The sequence below is a fragment of the Lacticaseibacillus jixiensis genome (assembly GCF_042847315.1).
Taxonomy (GTDB): Bacteria; Bacillota; Bacilli; order Lactobacillales; family Lactobacillaceae; genus Lacticaseibacillus; species Lacticaseibacillus jixiensis.
Window position 1 is genome coordinate 1 of record NZ_BAAFPR010000023.1, and the last position, 16892, is coordinate 16892.

Genomic DNA, 16892 nt, shown 5'->3' on the forward strand with positions numbered 1-16892 from the left:
TTCAAACCACCACATTTTTAAAGTGATCAGGCGAAGCGTATTTAGCTTACCAAAAAAGTGACGACCGTTTTCGGCCCCTCCCTCTTTGATACAGAGTCCACAAAACCTAAAACATAAAACATAAAACATAAGACCAGGATCACAAGTTCAAGACCTAAAACCTAGTTCAAAACCCTTGACTAATCGTAGGAATCGGAGGCTGAGACATAAAGCGCTTTTAGCCAATAACGCAAGCTGCTCTGCACCACGATTCGCACTATGAATCGCGGTGCAGAGCAGTTTGCGTTATTTGGCGTTGCTTTGTGGAACGCGACTAAGTGACTGATGTCTTGGTCACTGGCCTTAAATGCCATAGTTTGGCAACGAAGACCCATAATTTGGCAACTGAACATAATTGTAAGCGCTTATATAATGAACCTATATCATGAATAAAGGAGGAATGGTGATGCAGACTTCGCAATCTGCCGTTTCGGGAACTCGAAAAAAAGGGCTTTTTGCAAAACTATACAAAAATCGTATTTTCTTCTTATTGGTCGCACCAGGGGTATTGTATTTGATCTTCTTCTTCTACATTCCGGTGCTTGCTAATGTGGTCGCGTTTCAGAATTTCCAGTATTCCGATCAAGGGTTCTTGTATAGCTTGTTTCACAGCCCTTCGGTTGGCTTCAAGAACTTTGAATTCTTCTTTAAGTCGCAGGATTTCTGGATCGTCTTGCGCAATACAGTTGGGTATAATCTGACCTTCTTGTTGTTGAATTTCTTCTTTGCGATCTTCTTTGGCATCGTGATGAGTCAAATGCGCAACGTGCGACTGTTGCGGGTATTTCAGACGTCAATGCTGTTTCCGTATTTCCTGTCTTGGGCGATTTTGGCCTATTTCTTGTATGCCTTCTTGTCTGCGGATAAAGGGATCATCAATCACTTGATTACCGCTTCCGGCGGCAAGGCGATCGATTTCTATAACACCCCTGCGGTATGGCCGTTCATCATCGTCTTTATGGGGGTTTGGAAAGGAATCGGGTATAACAGTATCTTGTATTTCGCCACGGCTTCTGGGATCGATCCGTCTTATTACGATGCGGCAATGATCGATGGCGCCAACAAGTGGCAGCAAATTAAGAACGTCACCTTGCCGCATGTGCTGCCGATTGCGACGTTGATGTTGATCATCAACATCGGCGGGATCTTTCGTTCAGACTTCGGGTTGTTCTACTTAATGCCGCGGGCGTCTGGCACATTGATCAATGTGACGCAGACTTTTGACACGTATATTTATCGCGCCTTGACGACAACCAATGACATCGGCATGTCGACGGCCGCGGGTTTGATCCAATCAGTGGTCGGCTCGATCATGATCTTAGGCAGCAATGCCATTGTGCGAAAATTGCAACCTGATTCTGCATTGTTTTAGGAGGGGGAAGTCTTGGCTAAGAAGAAAAAGCACATTAGCGCGGTGGAGATCCGCAAATTTAGCGCTGGGACGAACCTGTTTTTCAATATCTTTCTGGGCATCTTTGCCTTGAGTTGTGTCTTGCCGTTCGTCTTTATCGTGATCCTGTCTTTGACCAAGGAAAGTGATATGGCGATCTACGGCTACCAATTCTGGCCGAAGCATTGGACGTTTGCCAGTTATGAATACCTGACAGGGATGGGCGGTCAAGTGATCCGCTCCTTCGGGGTCACGGTGGTGGTTACGGTCATTGGGACGTGCATGAACAGTTTGTTTTGCTCGACTTATGCTTATGCGATTTCTCGGCGGGACTTTGATTATAAGAAGTTCTTTACGATCTTCGCCTTGATCTCGATGCTGTTTACTCCAGGCATGGTGCCGCATTATTTGGTGGTTACCCAGTTATTAAATCTGAAAAACAGTATCTGGGCGTTGATCTTGCCGCCGGCCTTTGGGGTGTTCAATGTGTTGATCATGCGGACCTTCTTCTTGACGCAGATTCCAGAGTCGATCATTGAATCAGCACGGATCGACGGGGCCAGTGAATTGCGGATCTTCAAAAGCATTGTGGTGCCCATGGCGGTACCAGGGATTGCCACAATCGCTTTGTTTTCGGCATTAGGTTATTGGAACGAATGGTTCAATGCGATGCTTTATACCGATGATCCAAGTGTCACGCCGTTACAATATTTATTAGTGAAGATCCAGAATAATATCGAGATGTTGACCCAACAAGCCGCCCAAGGGGGATCCACAATGGCAGCAGGTACCGAGATCCCCACTGAAGGAATGCGCTTTGCAGTTGTTGTGGTGGCCACATTACCAATTGCGATGACTTATCCATTCTTCCAGAAATATTTCGTCAAGGGGATGACGATTGGCGGGGTCAAAGGTTGATTCAAGCGGACTTGGATTTGTTACAACTCACAACTAACAGGAGGGATTTCTGATGAATAAGTGGCACAAAGGGTTTGCGCTAGTTGGCTTTGCTGCTGCCGCCTTGTTCTTGGTCGGGTGTGGCAACAAGAGCAGTTCCAGTAGTGAGAGTGGTGGGAAAACTGTCGTGACAATGTATCGTCCAGGCGATGAGTTGACGAATTCCAAAGAAATGATGAAGATCGTCAACAAAGAGATCCAGAAGAAATATCCCAAAATCGAATTACAAATCAAGCCAATTGCCTGGGGGGACTATCTTCAAAAATATAACGTGATGTTGACTTCTGGTGAAGGTTTTGATTTGGCCTTCTCGCAAGGCAGCTATGTGGATAACGCCCACAAAGGGGCTTTTGCAGATCTGACCAGTTTGATCAAGCAATATGCGCCGAAAGCTTATGCTTCGGTTAATGATGCGTATTGGAAAGGGGTCAAAGTCGATGGCAAGATCTTCGGCTTCCCAACCAATGCCAATGTCTTTTCTTCCGAAAAACTGGTGTTTAACGGCACGTATTTGAAGTCAGACAACATTAATGTTGATGCCGTGAAAACATTAAATGACGCCACCCCGGCATTGGCGGCTTTCCATAAAGCCAACCCAAGCAAGGCGGCCTTTGCCATCGTTAAAGGGTACCACGCGCCGGTATATGATGCGACGCACACTTATGAATACCCATTAGGCAACTCGGTGCCGTTGGTTTTAGATGCGGCAGGCAAGTCCACTAAGATTGTTAACCCGTACGACACCGAAACCATGCGCAATAACCTGGCGATTTTGCACAAATGGTATCAAGCCGGCTACATTCCCAAGGACGCCGCCACTTCAACAACGCAATACACCTTGCCTGAGGACACTTGGTTTATGCGCATCGAAACCAACGGCCCATTCGACTATGGCAACACGGCTTTAGAGAATGCCCGGATCGGCAAAACTGTTGTGACCAAAGGGATCTCGACGCCGTACAAGTCCACTGCCGATGCCCAAATGGCGGTATACGTGGTGTCTAAGGCTTCCAAGCATAAGAAAGAAGCCGTCCAAGTGCTTAACGAATTGAACACCAACAAGAAGATCCTCAACACAATGGTTTGGGGGATCGAAGGCAAGCAATGGGAATTCACTGACAAGCAAAAAGGCAAGATCAAGACCCTTAAAGGTTACCAAGCCAAGACTTATTACGGGGCTTGGATGACTGGCAATAACAAATTGTTGTATACAAAAGACAGCGTCACCGATGCGCAAATCGCCGAACGTGACCAGTCCATCAAGGATACGAAAGAATCTGCTGGTTTAGGCTTTGTGCCAAACACCGAATCGGTGAAGACAGAAATGACTAACATTGCCAATGTGATGAGCAAGTATTCTGATATTATCAACACCGGTACCGTAGATCCAGTACCAACCATTGAGAAGATGGATAAGGAACTGGCGGCAGCCGGTTACGCTAAGGTGCAAAAAACGGTGCAGGCGCAATACGATAAATTCTTGGCAGCCAAGAATTAGACGCGCAAAAATTGGGCTGAGCGGCGAAATTAGGCGCTCAGCCTTTTTGTATCCAGAGCGGAACAAAGCGATTTTAGCGGGTCGGATAGCCTAGCCAAGCTGTTTGAGGCGCACTTTGCCTCGTGCAGCTTGGCGTAGCTAGCCGCACCCGCGTTGCTTTGCGCAGCTCGACGAAAATGAGAGGGATAATAACGTGAAGCTTAAATATTTAGGCACCGCCGCTGCCGAGCGGGTGCCGGCGTTATTCTGCCAATGCGCCGTGTGCCAACATGCCTGGCAAGTCGGCGGCCGGGATCGGCGGACTCAGCAGCAAGCCTTGTTGGATGATCACCTGTTACTCGATTTTTCTGGCGATAGTTATTTACACATGCTGCAATATCAACTTGATTTGGGTCAGATCACGACATTACTTATCACCCATTGGCATGCCGATCACTTCTATGGTGAAGACCTCACACTGAGAATGCATGGTTATGCAAAAGGCCCCTTGGCGCCATTGACCGTGTATGGCAATGCATACGTTGAAGATTTCTATGCGCGCGCCTTTGCCTTGGAAGACCGCAGTGATCCGACACGCATTCAATATCAGGTATTGCACATTCACGAGCCAGTGGTGATCAGTCATTATCGTGTTTATCCGCTGCCAGCCCAACATGGGCATTTTGAAGGTGACTGTTTCATCTATGCAATTCAAGATCTGCACGATGGGCATACCTTGTTGTATGCCCATGATACCGGGATGCTGCCTGAAGCAGAGTTTGCATGGCTGGCGGCGCAAGGGTTGCGCTTTGATTTGTTGTCGCTGGATTGTACCGGCCAAGGATTGCCAAGTGCCGGGCCGATGCACATGTCATTGACAGAAGATGTGGCGTTTGTTGCAGCGCTGGCTAAGCATGGGCTGTTAGCTGAAACGCCGGTAATTGTGACCAGCCATTATTCGCATAATTCCGGGGCAACTTATGCGCAAATGCAGGTGTTAGCTGATGCAGTGGGGTATGTGACAGCATATGATGGCCTGGAGGTAACGGTGTGAATTTAACGCGGTCGTTGGCAAAAATTGCACTTGGTGATTTTGTGATGGCCTTGGCTTATGCACAGTGGGTGGTACCGCAACGCTTGATCAATGGCGGCGTGACAAGCTTGGCTTTGATCTTGACGCAATCGGGTTATGGCAATGTGCCCTTATGGACTAACGTGTTGACCATCGGGTTGCTGATTGCATGCTGGAAGTGGCTTGGCCGAGAAAACTTGCTCAAATCGGCATTCTCCAGTATTGCCTATATTCTGAGCTTTGATTTGTGCGCGATGTTTCATTTGCAGTACCCCGCTATATTGTGGTTGGATCTGCCGCTGGCGAGTTTGGCGATCGCCTTTGGCTATTATTGTTGCTTATCTGAAGGGGCCTCAACAGTTGGCGTCGATGTGATCGCGTTGATTTGGGTGAAGTTTCATCCCCACATGTCAGTCGCCGCCTTGATCCGCGACTTAAACCTCATCGTATTAATGCTGGGCGCATTGGTTTTGGGTTGGCGCAGTGTGTTGCTGGGAGTCGTCTTCAGTGTGCTGTATACGGTGATACTAAATCGTTTATTAAAGGAGCAACGCTTGTGCGCGTGAATATTGCAACGTTTAATGTGGCTGGCGGCCGCCAGCCGGATTGTGAGGCAATCAACCGCTTGTGCCGGCGCAAGCAGGTGAATATCCTTGGGGCCCAAGAAGTCGACGTGAACACAACACGGATGCCTTTGGACATGCCCAAGCGGATCGCCGGCGCTGATTATCAATATGAATTTGCTGCCAGTATGCCGTTGTTAGGCGGCGCATACGGGCTGGCCTTGTTTGCCGATCAAGCCCTCACTGATTCTTCTGTTTATCGCTACGCTGCGCATGGTGATGAACCGCGAATCTGCCAACATGCCGTGTATAACCAGACGCTGTCGCTTTATCACACGCATCTTTCGTTTGAAAGCGAAGCGATCCGCCGCCAACAAGTCGCCGCGCTCAAGCAGCTGATCGCCACGGATCCCCTACCAGCAAAGGTGGTTTTGGGAGATTTTAACATGGATCAAAGTCACGCCGAATGGCAGGCGTTCCAACCAGATTGGTGCCTGCTGAATGGTGATGGCGGTCAATGGTTTGAGACTTTCTCTTGGCGTGACCCAACGATGCGTGTATTTGCAATCGATAATATCTTGCTGTCGCCTGCTGTGCATTATCACAAGCGCTGGGTGGCAGACACCATCTTGTCAGACCATCAGATGTTGATTGGCGAAATCGACTATTAAGCTGCTGGATACCAAAGCGGAGCAAGCGCTCTTAGCGGCTGATATAAGATGGGATGACGCAAAGGCGCTCTTTGCCTTGGCGGCGTCACAGCTTATATCACTGCCGCGTCGCTTTGCGCAGCTGGACGATACCAAAGCGGAGTGGCGCGTCTTTAGCGATGTGTGTAAGGCAGGATGACGTTTGGGCGCTTTTGGCCCAAGCGGCGTCACGACTTACACGCAATCGCGTTGCGCCACGCAGCTCGACGATACCAAAGCAGATCAGATACGAAGGATGTTTTATAACACAAAGCAGTGCGTATCGCGAGACGAATGCTAAATCGCGATACGCTGTTTTGTGCCGTTTCAGCTGGCTAAAGCACTAACCAGCTGCTAGGGATGAGGCTGCACACGACAGCAGCCAATGCCAAGTGCGGCAGCCAAGGCAAATCATGATGATGGCTGATCAAGCCGTACGCCAAGCCGGTGATACACGCGCACAACAGCAGCCACAGCATGGCAGCGGTGGGAAAGCGACTGGCCAAGACGGCCAACAGCCAAGCATCGGCAGAGCCTAGCCAGTGTTGCCACACCAGCAGGTAGGCACCAATGAACCAAACTACAGGCGGCCACCATAAGCTGCCTGTGGCCAATTGAGCGATGATGGTTAACCCGCACCATACTTCAAAAGGGCAGGCAGGAACGCTTTGGCTGCGCCAATCACAGACAGACCAAATGCCCAGTCCAATGAAAAAATCGAGTGTAAGCAGCATGAGCTCACCTCCTTGGGGTGAAAAGGTGCTATGCTTGGTATACGCGGTGATGGTTTGCTTTTCGCCGCAGTTCAGCAAAAAATTTCTCGCAGTTGCCAAGAGAAGTGCTTGACACTCGACGTGAAAACTTAGTATACTATCAAAGGTGCTTTTTTCCAGTTATTCGGGTTTCCCGGACGTGCGAACTGGTCAATTGCCACTTCGCCGTCCAGTAGGCCATTTTTTTATGATTAAAAATGAACCGCCTGGATGTGTGGACTTGAAAAGTTAAACCAGAATCGAAAGGAGGAACCTTGAAATGCCTACTATTAACCAATTAGTACGTCAAGGTCGCAAGTCTCAGGTAACCAAGTCCAACTCTCCTGCGTTGAACTTCGGTTATAACAGCAAGAAGAAGTCTCTTACTAACACGCCAGCTCCGCAAAAACGTGGGGTGGCTACTCGTGTCGGCACCATGACACCAAAGAAGCCAAACTCAGCTTTGCGTAAGTATGCCCGTGTGCGTCTGTCCAACTTGATCGAAGTGACAGCCTACATCCCAGGGATCGGCCACAACCTGCAAGAACATAGTGTTGTGTTGATCCGTGGGGGCCGTGTTAAGGACTTGCCAGGGGTCCGTTACCACATCATCCGTGGGACGCTTGATACTGCCGGTGTTGACGGCCGTATGCAATCTCGTTCCAAGTACGGTGCAAAGCGCCCTAAGGCCAAGAAGTAATCAACTGATTACAACGTTTCAATAACTAACACGACTATAAGAGGAGGCAATCAGCATGCCACGTAGAGGTACTGTTTCAAAGCGTGACGTCTTACCTGATCCAGTTTACAATTCTAAGCTGGTTACCCGCCTGATCAACCATTTGATGATCGACGGTAAGCGCGGTAAGGCCCAAACGATTTTATATTCTGCATTTGATATCATTAAGAAGGAAACTGGCAACGAACCAGTCGACGTCTTCGAAGAAGCAATGAAGAACGTTATGCCAGTGCTTGAAGTTAAGGCTCGCCGTATCGGTGGTTCTAACTATCAAGTGCCGATCGAAGTCCGTCCAGATCGTCGGACGACTCTCGGCCTTCGTTGGCTTACGCAATACTCCCGTGCTCGCGGTGAACACACTATGGACGAACGCCTTGCGCGCGAAATCATGGATGCGGCTAACAACACCGGTGCGGCTGTTAAGAAGCGTGAAGACACCCATAAAATGGCAGACGCTAACCGCGCCTTTGCACATTATCGTTGGTAAGACAGTTTGGCTATTATATCCTTCCTTTGTTGGCATATAGTAGCCAATTGTTTTATCCATAGAAACTCGCAAGTGTATTTAGTATGCTTGCAAACGTACACCTTAAATTTGAGAGGAGAACTACTTTCACATGGCCAACAAGCGTGAATTTCCGTTAGACCGGACCCGCAACATCGGGATCATGGCCCACATCGATGCTGGTAAGACCACTACTACCGAACGTATCTTGTATTACACCGGTAAGATCCACAAGATCGGTGAAACTCATGATGGCGCGTCCCAGATGGACTGGATGGCACAAGAACAAGAACGTGGGATCACGATCACGTCCGCTGCCACTACAGCCTTCTGGAAGGATCACCGGGTCAACATCATCGACACCCCAGGGCACGTGGACTTCACTATCGAAGTTGAACGTTCCTTGCGTGTGCTTGATGGTGCCGTGACTGTCTTAGACGCCCAGGCTGGGGTTGAACCTCAGACTGAAAACGTCTGGCGTCAGGCTTCCACGTATTCCGTTCCGCGGATCGTGTTCGTTAACAAGATGGACAAGATCGGCGCAAACTTCAAGTATTCCGTTGAGACTTTGCATGATCGTTTAGGCGCTAATGCCCACGCCATGCAATTGCCAATCGGTGCTGAAGACAACTTCGAAGGTATCATCGACTTGATCGAAATGAAAGCCGATTTATACGACGAAGATGCTTTGGGTTCCGAATGGGATGTTGTTGACATTCCGGACGATTACAAAGAAGAAGCTGAACAAGCCCACACTGACTTGATCGAAGCCGTTGCCGACGTCGATGAAGGCATCATGGACAAGTACTTGAACGGCGAAGAAATCAGCAAAGAAGAATTAAAGGCTGCGATCCGTAAAGCAACCTTGAACTTGGAATTCTTCCCAGTTTTTGCTGGCTCTGCCTTCAAGAACAAGGGTGTTCAGATGATGCTTGATGGTGTTGTTGACTACTTGCCATCCCCATTGGATGTTAAGCCTTACAACGCCACTGATCCTGAAACTGAAGAACCAGTTGAATTGACTGCCGGCGACGACAAGCCATTCGCTGCCTTGGCCTTCAAGATCGCCACTGATCCTTTCGTTGGCCGTTTGACTTTCATCCGGGTTTACACTGGGACGCTTGAAGCCGGTTCTTACGTGCTTAACGCTTCCAAGAACAACCGTGAACGTGTTGGTCGTCTGTTGCAGATGCACTCCAATCACCGTGAAGAAATTCCTGAAGTCTTCTCTGGTGATATCGCTGCTGCTATCGGCTTGAAGAACACCACCACTGGTGATTCTTTGACTGACGTTGATCACCCATTGATCCTTGAATCTCTGGAGATCCCAGCCCCAGTTATCCAAGTTTCCATCGAACCTGATTCTAAAGAAGACCGTGATAAGCTGGATGTTGCCATCCAGAAGCTTTCTGAAGAAGACCCGACTTTCCAAGCTGAAACTAACCCTGAAACTGGCGAAACTTTGATCGCCGGCATGGGCGAACTGCATTTGGATATCATGGTTGACCGGATGAAGCGTGAATTCAAGGTCGGCGCCAAAGTTGGCGAACCTCAAGTTGCCTATCGTGAAACCTTCACCAAGCAAGCAAGCGCACAAGGTAAGTTTGTTCGCCAGTCTGGTGGTAAAGGTCAATATGGTGATGTTTGGATCGAATTCACCCCTAATGAAGAAGGCAAAGGCTTCGAATTTGAAGATGCCATTGTCGGTGGTGTGGTTCCTCGTGAATACATCCCGTCTGTTGAACAAGGCTTGAAGGAAGCAATGGCTAACGGTGTCCTCGCCGGTTACCCATTGATCGACGTTAAGGCTAAGCTTTATGATGGTTCTTATCATGAAGTCGATTCTTCTGAAGCGGCCTTCAAGGTTGCGGCTTCTATCGCGTTGAAGAACGCTGCTTCTAAGGCTGGTGCCGTGATCCTCGAACCGATCATGCACGTTGAAGTCGTTGTCCCAGAAGATTACCTTGGTGATGTGATGGGTCAAATTACCGCTCGTCGCGGCCGTGTCGAAGGCATGGAAGCACGTGGTAACGCCCAGATCGTCAACTCCATGGTACCGCTGGCTGAAATGTTCGGTTACGCAACGACTTTGCGTTCCGCAACTCAAGGCCGTGGGACTTTCACCATGACTTTCGATCACTACGAACCAACGCCAAAGTCTATTCAAGAAGAAATCATCAAGAAGAACGGCGGCAATTAATGCTGGAAGTGTCTCACCATTATGGTGAGGCACTTTTTTTGTAACCAGAGCGGAGCAAAGCGGGTTTAGGGCGGAGTGTAAGGCAGGATGACGTTTGGGCGCTCTTTGCCCAAGCGGCGTCATGACTTACACGCAAGCCCGTTGCTTTGCGCAGCTCGACGAAGACCCCAGAGCGGAGCAAAGCGGGTTTAGGGCGGAGTGTAAGGCCCGGAAACGGTGAGCGGAGGCGGCTGGAGCTTCGGCCAAATGGCGTGGAACGTGGTGGGCGGCGGGCGAGCTAACTCGACAACTCCGCTGCGCTGCGCCTGTCGAGTGGATCTCGCCCGCGCGCCTTCTTCTAAGCACCTCCGCGCGTTGCGCTACGATGCTAAGTAGAACGACACCACTGACGCCATTTGGCCTTCGCCCCAGCCGCCTCCGCTCGCCGTTTCCGCCGAAGTTCAAAGATTTAACGCCTCTGTGATTTGGTCAGAGTGGTGAGTTGTCCAATGATCAAATAGTTGCAGATTATGGATGTTGGTGAATTTGAATCTGGTACAATATCAGCAGCTAACTCTCATTGTCTAAGTTTTGCTTTGGAAGTAGCATGATGTTGATCGATTTGTAACCAATTGCAATCTGTTACCGTTTATCGTTCAGTACGTCGCTTTTGTACCGCCTGATTTGTCCAAAATTACCGATGACGTTTGCGCGTTATCAGGGTATGATAGAAAACAGTGTAAAGTCGAAAGCACAGTTGAGAAAAGGAGATTTGATCAAATGTTGTCACTTGCCACCACTATTGCCGGGCGCCACTTTGATACTTGCTTGATGAACGCCGCAGGGATCCGTTGCCAATCTAAACGCGACTTAGACGCGCTGGTGCAGTCACAAGCCGGCGCTTACGTGACCAAAAGTGCCACGCCACAAGCGCGCAGCGGCAATCCGGAACCGCGTATGACGACAATGCCGCATGGCAGCTTCAATTCCATGGGCTTGCCCAACAATGGCTTGGATTATTATCTGAAGTACGTTTTGGCAGATCAACAGCAGCGTCCAGGGACGACGAATTTCTTGTCCATCGCCGGCACCAGTTTACAAGACAACTTGGACATGCTGCACAAAATCAACGACTCGGCTTATCAAGGCTTCGTGGAGTTGAACTTATCTTGCCCGAATGTGCCAGGCCATCCGCAAACCGCATATGATTTTGACCAAACGCAAAAGACCTTAGAAGCAGTGTTTGCTTTCTACCAGAAGCCATTAGGCGTGAAGCTGCCGCCGTATTTTGACCTGGCTCACTTCGATACGATCGCAGCAATCCTCAACCAATTCCCGTTAAGCTTCGTGACCACCATCAACAGTGTTGGTAATGGCTTAATGGTTGATTTCGATACCGAAACCGTGGCTATCAAACCAAAAGGCGGCTTCGGCGGCATCGGCGGGGCCAGCGTGAAGCCAACGGCCTTGGCCAACGTGCGCGCCTTGTCGCAACGTCTGAATCCGTCGATTGCGGTGATCGGCGTGGGCGGTATCATGAATGGCCGCGACGCCTTTGAACACATTCTGTGCGGGGCATCGATGTTGCAAATCGGGACGCAATTTGGCTATGAAGGTACCGCCATCTTCGCCCGCATCGCCAAGGAGCTCAACGACATCATGCTGCTGAAAGGCTATTCGACTATCGACGACTTCCGCGGCAAGCTCAAGACGCTGGATTAGTTGCGACTTTGGGCCGAGGGCGCAAGGCTTAGGCGGTGTTACACTAAAGCCATCAATATGCGGAGGAAAGCTTATGCAGAAAACGATTTTGATCACCGGGGCATCAAGCGGCATGGGGAAGGCCGCCACGCAATTGTTCGCCGATCACGGCTGGCAGGTGTTTGCCGGCGCGCGGCGTGAGCAATTGATTCCCACCGGCGATAATATTCACCCGTTGCACTTAGATGTGTGCGATCACACCAGCAACTTGGCCTTTGTCGCTGCGGCGTTGACGCAACAAACTCGCTTAGATGTGTTGTTAAATAACGCCGGCTATGGCGAGTTTGGACCGCTTGAAGAAGTGCCGCTGGCCAGTGCGCGCAAGCAGTTGGAAACCAATTTGTTAGGGGCAGCAGATTTGGCGCAATTGGTGTTGCCAATCATGCGCCGACAAGGTTATGGCCGCATCATTAACAACTCCAGCATCGGTGGGGATATGTATTCACCGCTGGGCGGCTGGTATTACGTATCCAAGCATGCGTTAAACACGTGGTCGGATACTTTAGACTCAGAAATTCGCCAGTTCAACTTGCGCTCGGTGGTTGTAGAACCTGGTGGCACCGAGTCCAACTGGTCGACCATCGCCATGCAGCACGCGCAAGCCAACCTCAAGCCGGATTCGCCTTACCAGCGTTTGACTGATGGCTTCCTCAGCTTGTTCGACCGCTTCTTGACTGTCTCCAGTGCCACATCTGAAGACTTGGCAGAAGTGTTCCTGCGTGCTGCCACTGACAAAAGGCCGCATCGGCGCTATTACAATGCGCCAGCTGATCGCGCCGTTGCCGCTTTTGCCCGCATCCATCCAGGGGTGTTTGCGCAGGTCATGCGCTTCGCCTCGGCGCTTGCCATTAAAGTCGCCAAGACGCCAACAGAAGCAGAAGAATAAAAAAATTGCTCGCACAGTTTGACCTGTGTGAGCAATTTTTTGCTTTTGGGAAGAAGCTAGTTGGTGGCGTGGACGCCAGCGCGTTCACGGACACGATAAACAACCAGGCCTAGAACAAAGCCAACCAAGGCTGGGACGACCCAGGCCATCCCCATTGCAGCAAAGGGGAAGACGCTGTGTTCGAAACTCGTCAAGGCCAAGCCGACACTGGATTGAGAAACAACTGCTGGGAAGTTGGCCACCATGTCAAAGAATGCCGGTACGGCGGTGAACGCTACGGTAAAGCCGTAAACCACGCGGGCGTGGTTGAACCAGCGGCCGGTGACACTCAAGAGGATCAAGACCATGGCAAATGGGTACAAGAACATCAGCATTGGCGTGGACCATGCGATGATGGTTGCAAGCCCGAAGTTAGCCGTTAAGAAACTGGCAAAACTCATTAACGCCAGCCATTGCACATAAGAAAGTACTGAGAAATGCTTATGGAAGTCTTGGGCAAAAGCGGCAACTAAACCAACGGCAGTCGTGAGGCAAGTGACGGTCAACAAGGTCGCCAACAAAGCATGGCCAGCGGCGCCGAAGTAATAGGTAACAACTTGGTTGAATGCCGTACCGCCTTCAGCGCTGAGTTTGAAGTGAGCCAAAGACTGCGCGCCCAGGACGATCAAGAATAAGTAAACCACACCGATCATGCCGGTAGCCAAGACCCCGGCTTTAGCCGTTACTTTGGCGACGCTGCTTTGACGATGCACGCCTAAGCCGCGGATCGCCGTAACCACCGTGACCCCAAAGGCCAACCCGGCCAAGGCGTCCATGGTGTTGTAACCTTGCAAGAAGCCGTTAAAGAAGCTGCCCCCTAAGGCAGTGTAGCCTGCGGCGCTGGCTTGCGCGCCGGCGTGGCCCATGGCATGGCTGAAGCCAAAGAAGAATACGAAGAATAAGAGCAATAAGAAAACTGGGTTCAAAGCTTTACCAATGGCACTGGTGATGCGCTGTTCCTTGTATGACAGCAAGAACGCCGCCAAGAAGAATAATGCCGAGAACACCAGCAAGCCGCCAGATTGCATCGATTTTGGCAACATCGGTGCAACCCCAGTGGTGAAGGAAACCGTGGCAGTCCGTGGGGTACCAAACAGCGGGCCGATGGTCAAATGGATCAACACCATGAACAATACCGCAAACCATGCGCCTAAAGGCTTGCCGATATCATAAACCCCTTCGGCATGCATTGCCGAAACCGCCAGTACTGATAGCAGCGGCAAAACAACGGCGGTGACTAAGAAGCCTAAAGCCGCAGGGATCCAGTGACTGCCGGCCAATTGCCCTAAGTGCAGCGGGAAAATCAAATTCCCGGCACCGAAGAACAAGCCGAACAACATTGAAGCGACAAGCAAGTAGTCTTTTTTGGTGAGCTTTTTTTCTGTTAATTTCTCCATCGATAATTCCTCCTAGTAATCACGCGGTTTACACCGCGTGGGGTGTCCAAACAAGCGTAATATTGCTAATGCCATCTTTCATTGGTCACCATCTCCTTTGGGCAATGAATGCGGGCCTAGGTTCCCGCGGACTGATTCCTTGAGTAGGGTGTTCGGGTATCGTCGAGCTGCGCAAAGCAACGCGGCAGTGATATAAGCGCTTTGCTCCGCTTGGGTAGCGTCGAGCTGCGTGGCGCAACGCGATTGCGTGTAAGTCGTGACGCCGCTTGGGCCAAGAGCGCCCAAACGTCATCCCGCCTTACACACATCGCTAAGTGCGTGCCACTCCGCTTTGGTATCGTCGTCGAGTTGCGTGGCGCAACGCGGGTGCGGTTAGCTACGCTGGCATACTCGAGGCAAGAAGCGCCTCAAGCATGCCAGCTAGGCTACCCGACCCGCTAAAAGCGCGCCACTCCGCTCTGGTATCGTCGAGCTGCGCAAAGCAACGCGGCAGTGATATAAGCTGTGACGCCGCCAAGGCCAAGAGCGCCTTTGCGTCATCCCACCTTATATCAGCCGCTAAGAGCGCTTTGCTCCGCTCTGGGACAAAAAAACGGCGCCCTTAGTTTTCACTAAGGGCGCCGCAGCACGATACCACCTTAATTCGCTACTTGTGTCGCCACAAATAGCCTCGAAACGTACAGCCATGACGGCGATACGCGAACACGATAATGGGTGTTTCCCATGACACGTTACTTAGTTCGGTGTCCTGCTCGAAAGGGATATTCGTCGTGCTTGCGCTTGCTTCCTTCCACCTGACGAAGCTCGCTTGAAGCGCAAAACCGATTACTGGTCTTTCTCATTGCATTTTGATTTCTTGATTCTGAGTATAGCATGAGATTTCTCACTGTCAACCATGAAATTCGACTGAGAAGAAATTCTGCCCTTTTTGCGTGCAATCACTGGGGTCAACTTGGTAACCTTAAGGTAGGGCCGATCCAGTGATACACCGCTCTGTTACATGTATCATTGAGTCGCCTGGAGTTGGGATGCTATAACATTAAGTGTAAGCGGAAACAAAAAAGGGGGAAAAGTTTATGCAGAGATTTATCGCGTTCATGGAGAAGCATTTCCTGCCGATCGCTGCGAAAATTGGTAACCAACGCCATTTGATCGCGATCCGGGATGCTTTTGCCTACACGATGCCACTGATGATCCTTGGCGCGTTTGCGACTTTGATCAATAACCTGCCGATTCCGGGCTATCAAGCCCTGATGAACGGGATCTTCAGTGAGAAGATGAAGGACGGGACGTTTATTTGGACCAAGCTCGGGGGGAACTTATGGAGTGGGACCTACGCTGTGTTAGGCGTAATGATCGCATTCTTGGTCGCATACAACTTGGCAAAGTCTTATAACTCCGCGCCAGTTGCTGCAGGTATTGTTTCATTAGGATCATTCTTCGCCGTTGGTGGGGCCAGTGGGATGGACTCCAGCGGTTTATTCATTGCTTTGATCGTTGCTATTATTTCTGTTGAGATCTTCCGGCGTTTGGAAGCCAACAAGCACTTGGTCATCAAGATGCCTGATTCAGTACCGCCGGCGGTTGCAACCAGCTTCGCCGCGCTGTTGCCTGCGATGATCACGATGCTGGTGTTTGGGTTTATCACCACGCTGTTTAACGCCGCGCATGTCGAGAACCTGGTATTGGCCTTCTACAAAGCTGTTCAACAACCATTCATGGGGATGGCCAACTCATATCCTACGGCGCTGCTGATCGCGTTCATCACGCCGTTCCTGTGGTTCTTCGGGTTGCATGGGGCCAACATGATCGACCCATTCATGCAAACCATCAACGCCCCTGCCATCACGGCCAACTTGGCTGCGTTGAAGGCCGGCGAGAAGATCCCTTATGTGGTTAACAAGCCATTGTTTGATTCATTCGTTAACATGGGCGGTACCGGGGTGACGATTTCTTTGATCATCGCCATTTGGTTATTTGCCCGCAAGAACAAAGCTTACAACATGGTGGCATCGATGTCTTTTGCCCCTGGGTTGTTCAACATCAATGAACCATTGACCTTCGGCTTGCCGATCGTCTTGAACCCGATCTTGTTTGTACCGTATATCGTTGCGCCAATGGTCTGCATCACCATCGCCTACTTCGCGACGACCACCGGCTTCATGCCGGCATGTACCGTCATGGCGCCTTGGGTAACGCCGCCGATCATCGGTGGGGTGATCGCCACGGCCAGCTGGCAAGGCGGGGTGATCGCCGCAGTCAACTTGGTGGTCGCCACGATCATTTATGCACCGTTTGTGGTCATGGCCACCGCCATGCAAAACAAGAAAGACGCTGCTGAAGCAGCCAAGGCTGCCTAAGCTTGATCAGCCTGTTCCCAATGTTGGGAGCAGGCTTTTTTGGTGGGTGCGCAAACTTGTATCAGCGGCGATCGCCACTTGGGGTTT

General features: G+C 50.5%; 14 protein-coding genes. 12 read left to right on the forward strand and 2 right to left on the reverse strand.

The features are described 5' to 3' along the window. Nucleotides 1-445: 445 nt before the first annotated feature. From ACGG90_RS12000 to ACGG90_RS12025, 6 genes are all read left to right on the forward strand, one after another. The gene (locus ACGG90_RS12000) at nucleotides 446-1411 is read left to right on the forward strand and encodes an ABC transporter permease (protein ID WP_390409721.1); all 966 of its coding nucleotides are present in this window, start codon (nucleotides 446-448) and stop codon (nucleotides 1409-1411) included. 12 nt (nucleotides 1412-1423) lie between these two features. Then, the gene (locus ACGG90_RS12005) at nucleotides 1424-2347 is read left to right on the forward strand and encodes a carbohydrate ABC transporter permease (protein ID WP_390409723.1); all 924 of its coding nucleotides are present in this window, start codon (nucleotides 1424-1426) and stop codon (nucleotides 2345-2347) included. A gap of 52 nt (nucleotides 2348-2399) precedes the next feature. Further along, nucleotides 2400-3884 (forward strand): ABC transporter substrate-binding protein, encoded by a 1485-nt coding sequence (locus tag ACGG90_RS12010; protein WP_390409724.1) that lies wholly within the window; start codon nucleotides 2400-2402, stop codon nucleotides 3882-3884. Nucleotides 3885-4077: 193 nt separating this feature from the next. After that, entirely contained in the window at nucleotides 4078-4917 is an 840-nt protein-coding gene (locus ACGG90_RS12015) for an MBL fold metallo-hydrolase (protein ID WP_390409726.1), read from the forward strand. After that, the gene (locus ACGG90_RS12020) at nucleotides 4914-5501 is read left to right on the forward strand and encodes a YitT family protein (protein ID WP_390409727.1); all 588 of its coding nucleotides are present in this window, start codon (nucleotides 4914-4916) and stop codon (nucleotides 5499-5501) included. The genes ACGG90_RS12015 and ACGG90_RS12020 overlap by 4 nt, the downstream gene beginning before the upstream one ends. Further along, complete coding sequence (locus tag ACGG90_RS12025) at nucleotides 5492-6169, forward strand: endonuclease/exonuclease/phosphatase family protein (protein ID WP_390409728.1); 678 nt, start codon at nucleotides 5492-5494, stop codon at nucleotides 6167-6169. Before ACGG90_RS12020 ends, ACGG90_RS12025 begins: the two co-directional genes overlap by 10 nt. A 353-nt stretch (nucleotides 6170-6522) precedes the next feature. Here ACGG90_RS12025 and ACGG90_RS12030 read toward each other — a convergent pair whose 3' ends face one another. Then, nucleotides 6523-6921, reverse strand: a complete 399-nt coding sequence (locus ACGG90_RS12030; RefSeq protein WP_390409730.1) for a prepilin peptidase — start codon at nucleotides 6919-6921, stop codon at nucleotides 6523-6525. Between the two features lie 298 nt (nucleotides 6922-7219). Between ACGG90_RS12030 and rpsL the strand changes: the two genes are divergently transcribed. The 5 genes from rpsL to ACGG90_RS12055 all read left to right on the forward strand — a co-directional run bounded on the left by rpsL (nucleotide 7220) and on the right by ACGG90_RS12055 (nucleotide 13009). Continuing rightward, entirely contained in the window at nucleotides 7220-7639 is a 420-nt protein-coding gene (gene rpsL / locus ACGG90_RS12035; RefSeq protein ID WP_056964667.1) for a 30S ribosomal protein S12, read from the forward strand. 55 nt (nucleotides 7640-7694) lie between these two features. Then, entirely contained in the window at nucleotides 7695-8165 is a 471-nt protein-coding gene (rpsG, locus tag ACGG90_RS12040; RefSeq protein ID WP_390409733.1) for a 30S ribosomal protein S7, read from the forward strand. Between the two features lie 130 nt (nucleotides 8166-8295). Continuing rightward, on the forward strand, nucleotides 8296-10383 hold the full coding sequence (gene fusA, locus ACGG90_RS12045; protein WP_390409735.1) for an elongation factor G: 2088 nt from the start codon (nucleotides 8296-8298) through the stop codon (nucleotides 10381-10383). Nucleotides 10384-11142: 759 nt separating this feature from the next. Next, complete coding sequence (locus tag ACGG90_RS12050; RefSeq protein WP_390409736.1) at nucleotides 11143-12084, forward strand: dihydroorotate oxidase; 942 nt, start codon at nucleotides 11143-11145, stop codon at nucleotides 12082-12084. 73 nt (nucleotides 12085-12157) lie between these two features. After that, complete coding sequence (locus tag ACGG90_RS12055; RefSeq protein WP_390409738.1) at nucleotides 12158-13009, forward strand: SDR family NAD(P)-dependent oxidoreductase; 852 nt, start codon at nucleotides 12158-12160, stop codon at nucleotides 13007-13009. Between the two features lie 56 nt (nucleotides 13010-13065). Here ACGG90_RS12055 and brnQ read toward each other — a convergent pair whose 3' ends face one another. Further along, entirely contained in the window at nucleotides 13066-14445 is a 1380-nt protein-coding gene (gene brnQ, locus ACGG90_RS12060) for a branched-chain amino acid transport system II carrier protein (RefSeq protein WP_390409739.1), read from the reverse strand. Between the two features lie 1076 nt (nucleotides 14446-15521). On the opposite strand from brnQ, the gene ACGG90_RS12065 reads away from it, so the two are divergent. Next, nucleotides 15522-16805, forward strand: a complete 1284-nt coding sequence (locus ACGG90_RS12065; RefSeq protein WP_390409741.1) for a PTS sugar transporter subunit IIC — start codon at nucleotides 15522-15524, stop codon at nucleotides 16803-16805. Nucleotides 16806-16892: the final 87 nt, after the last annotated feature.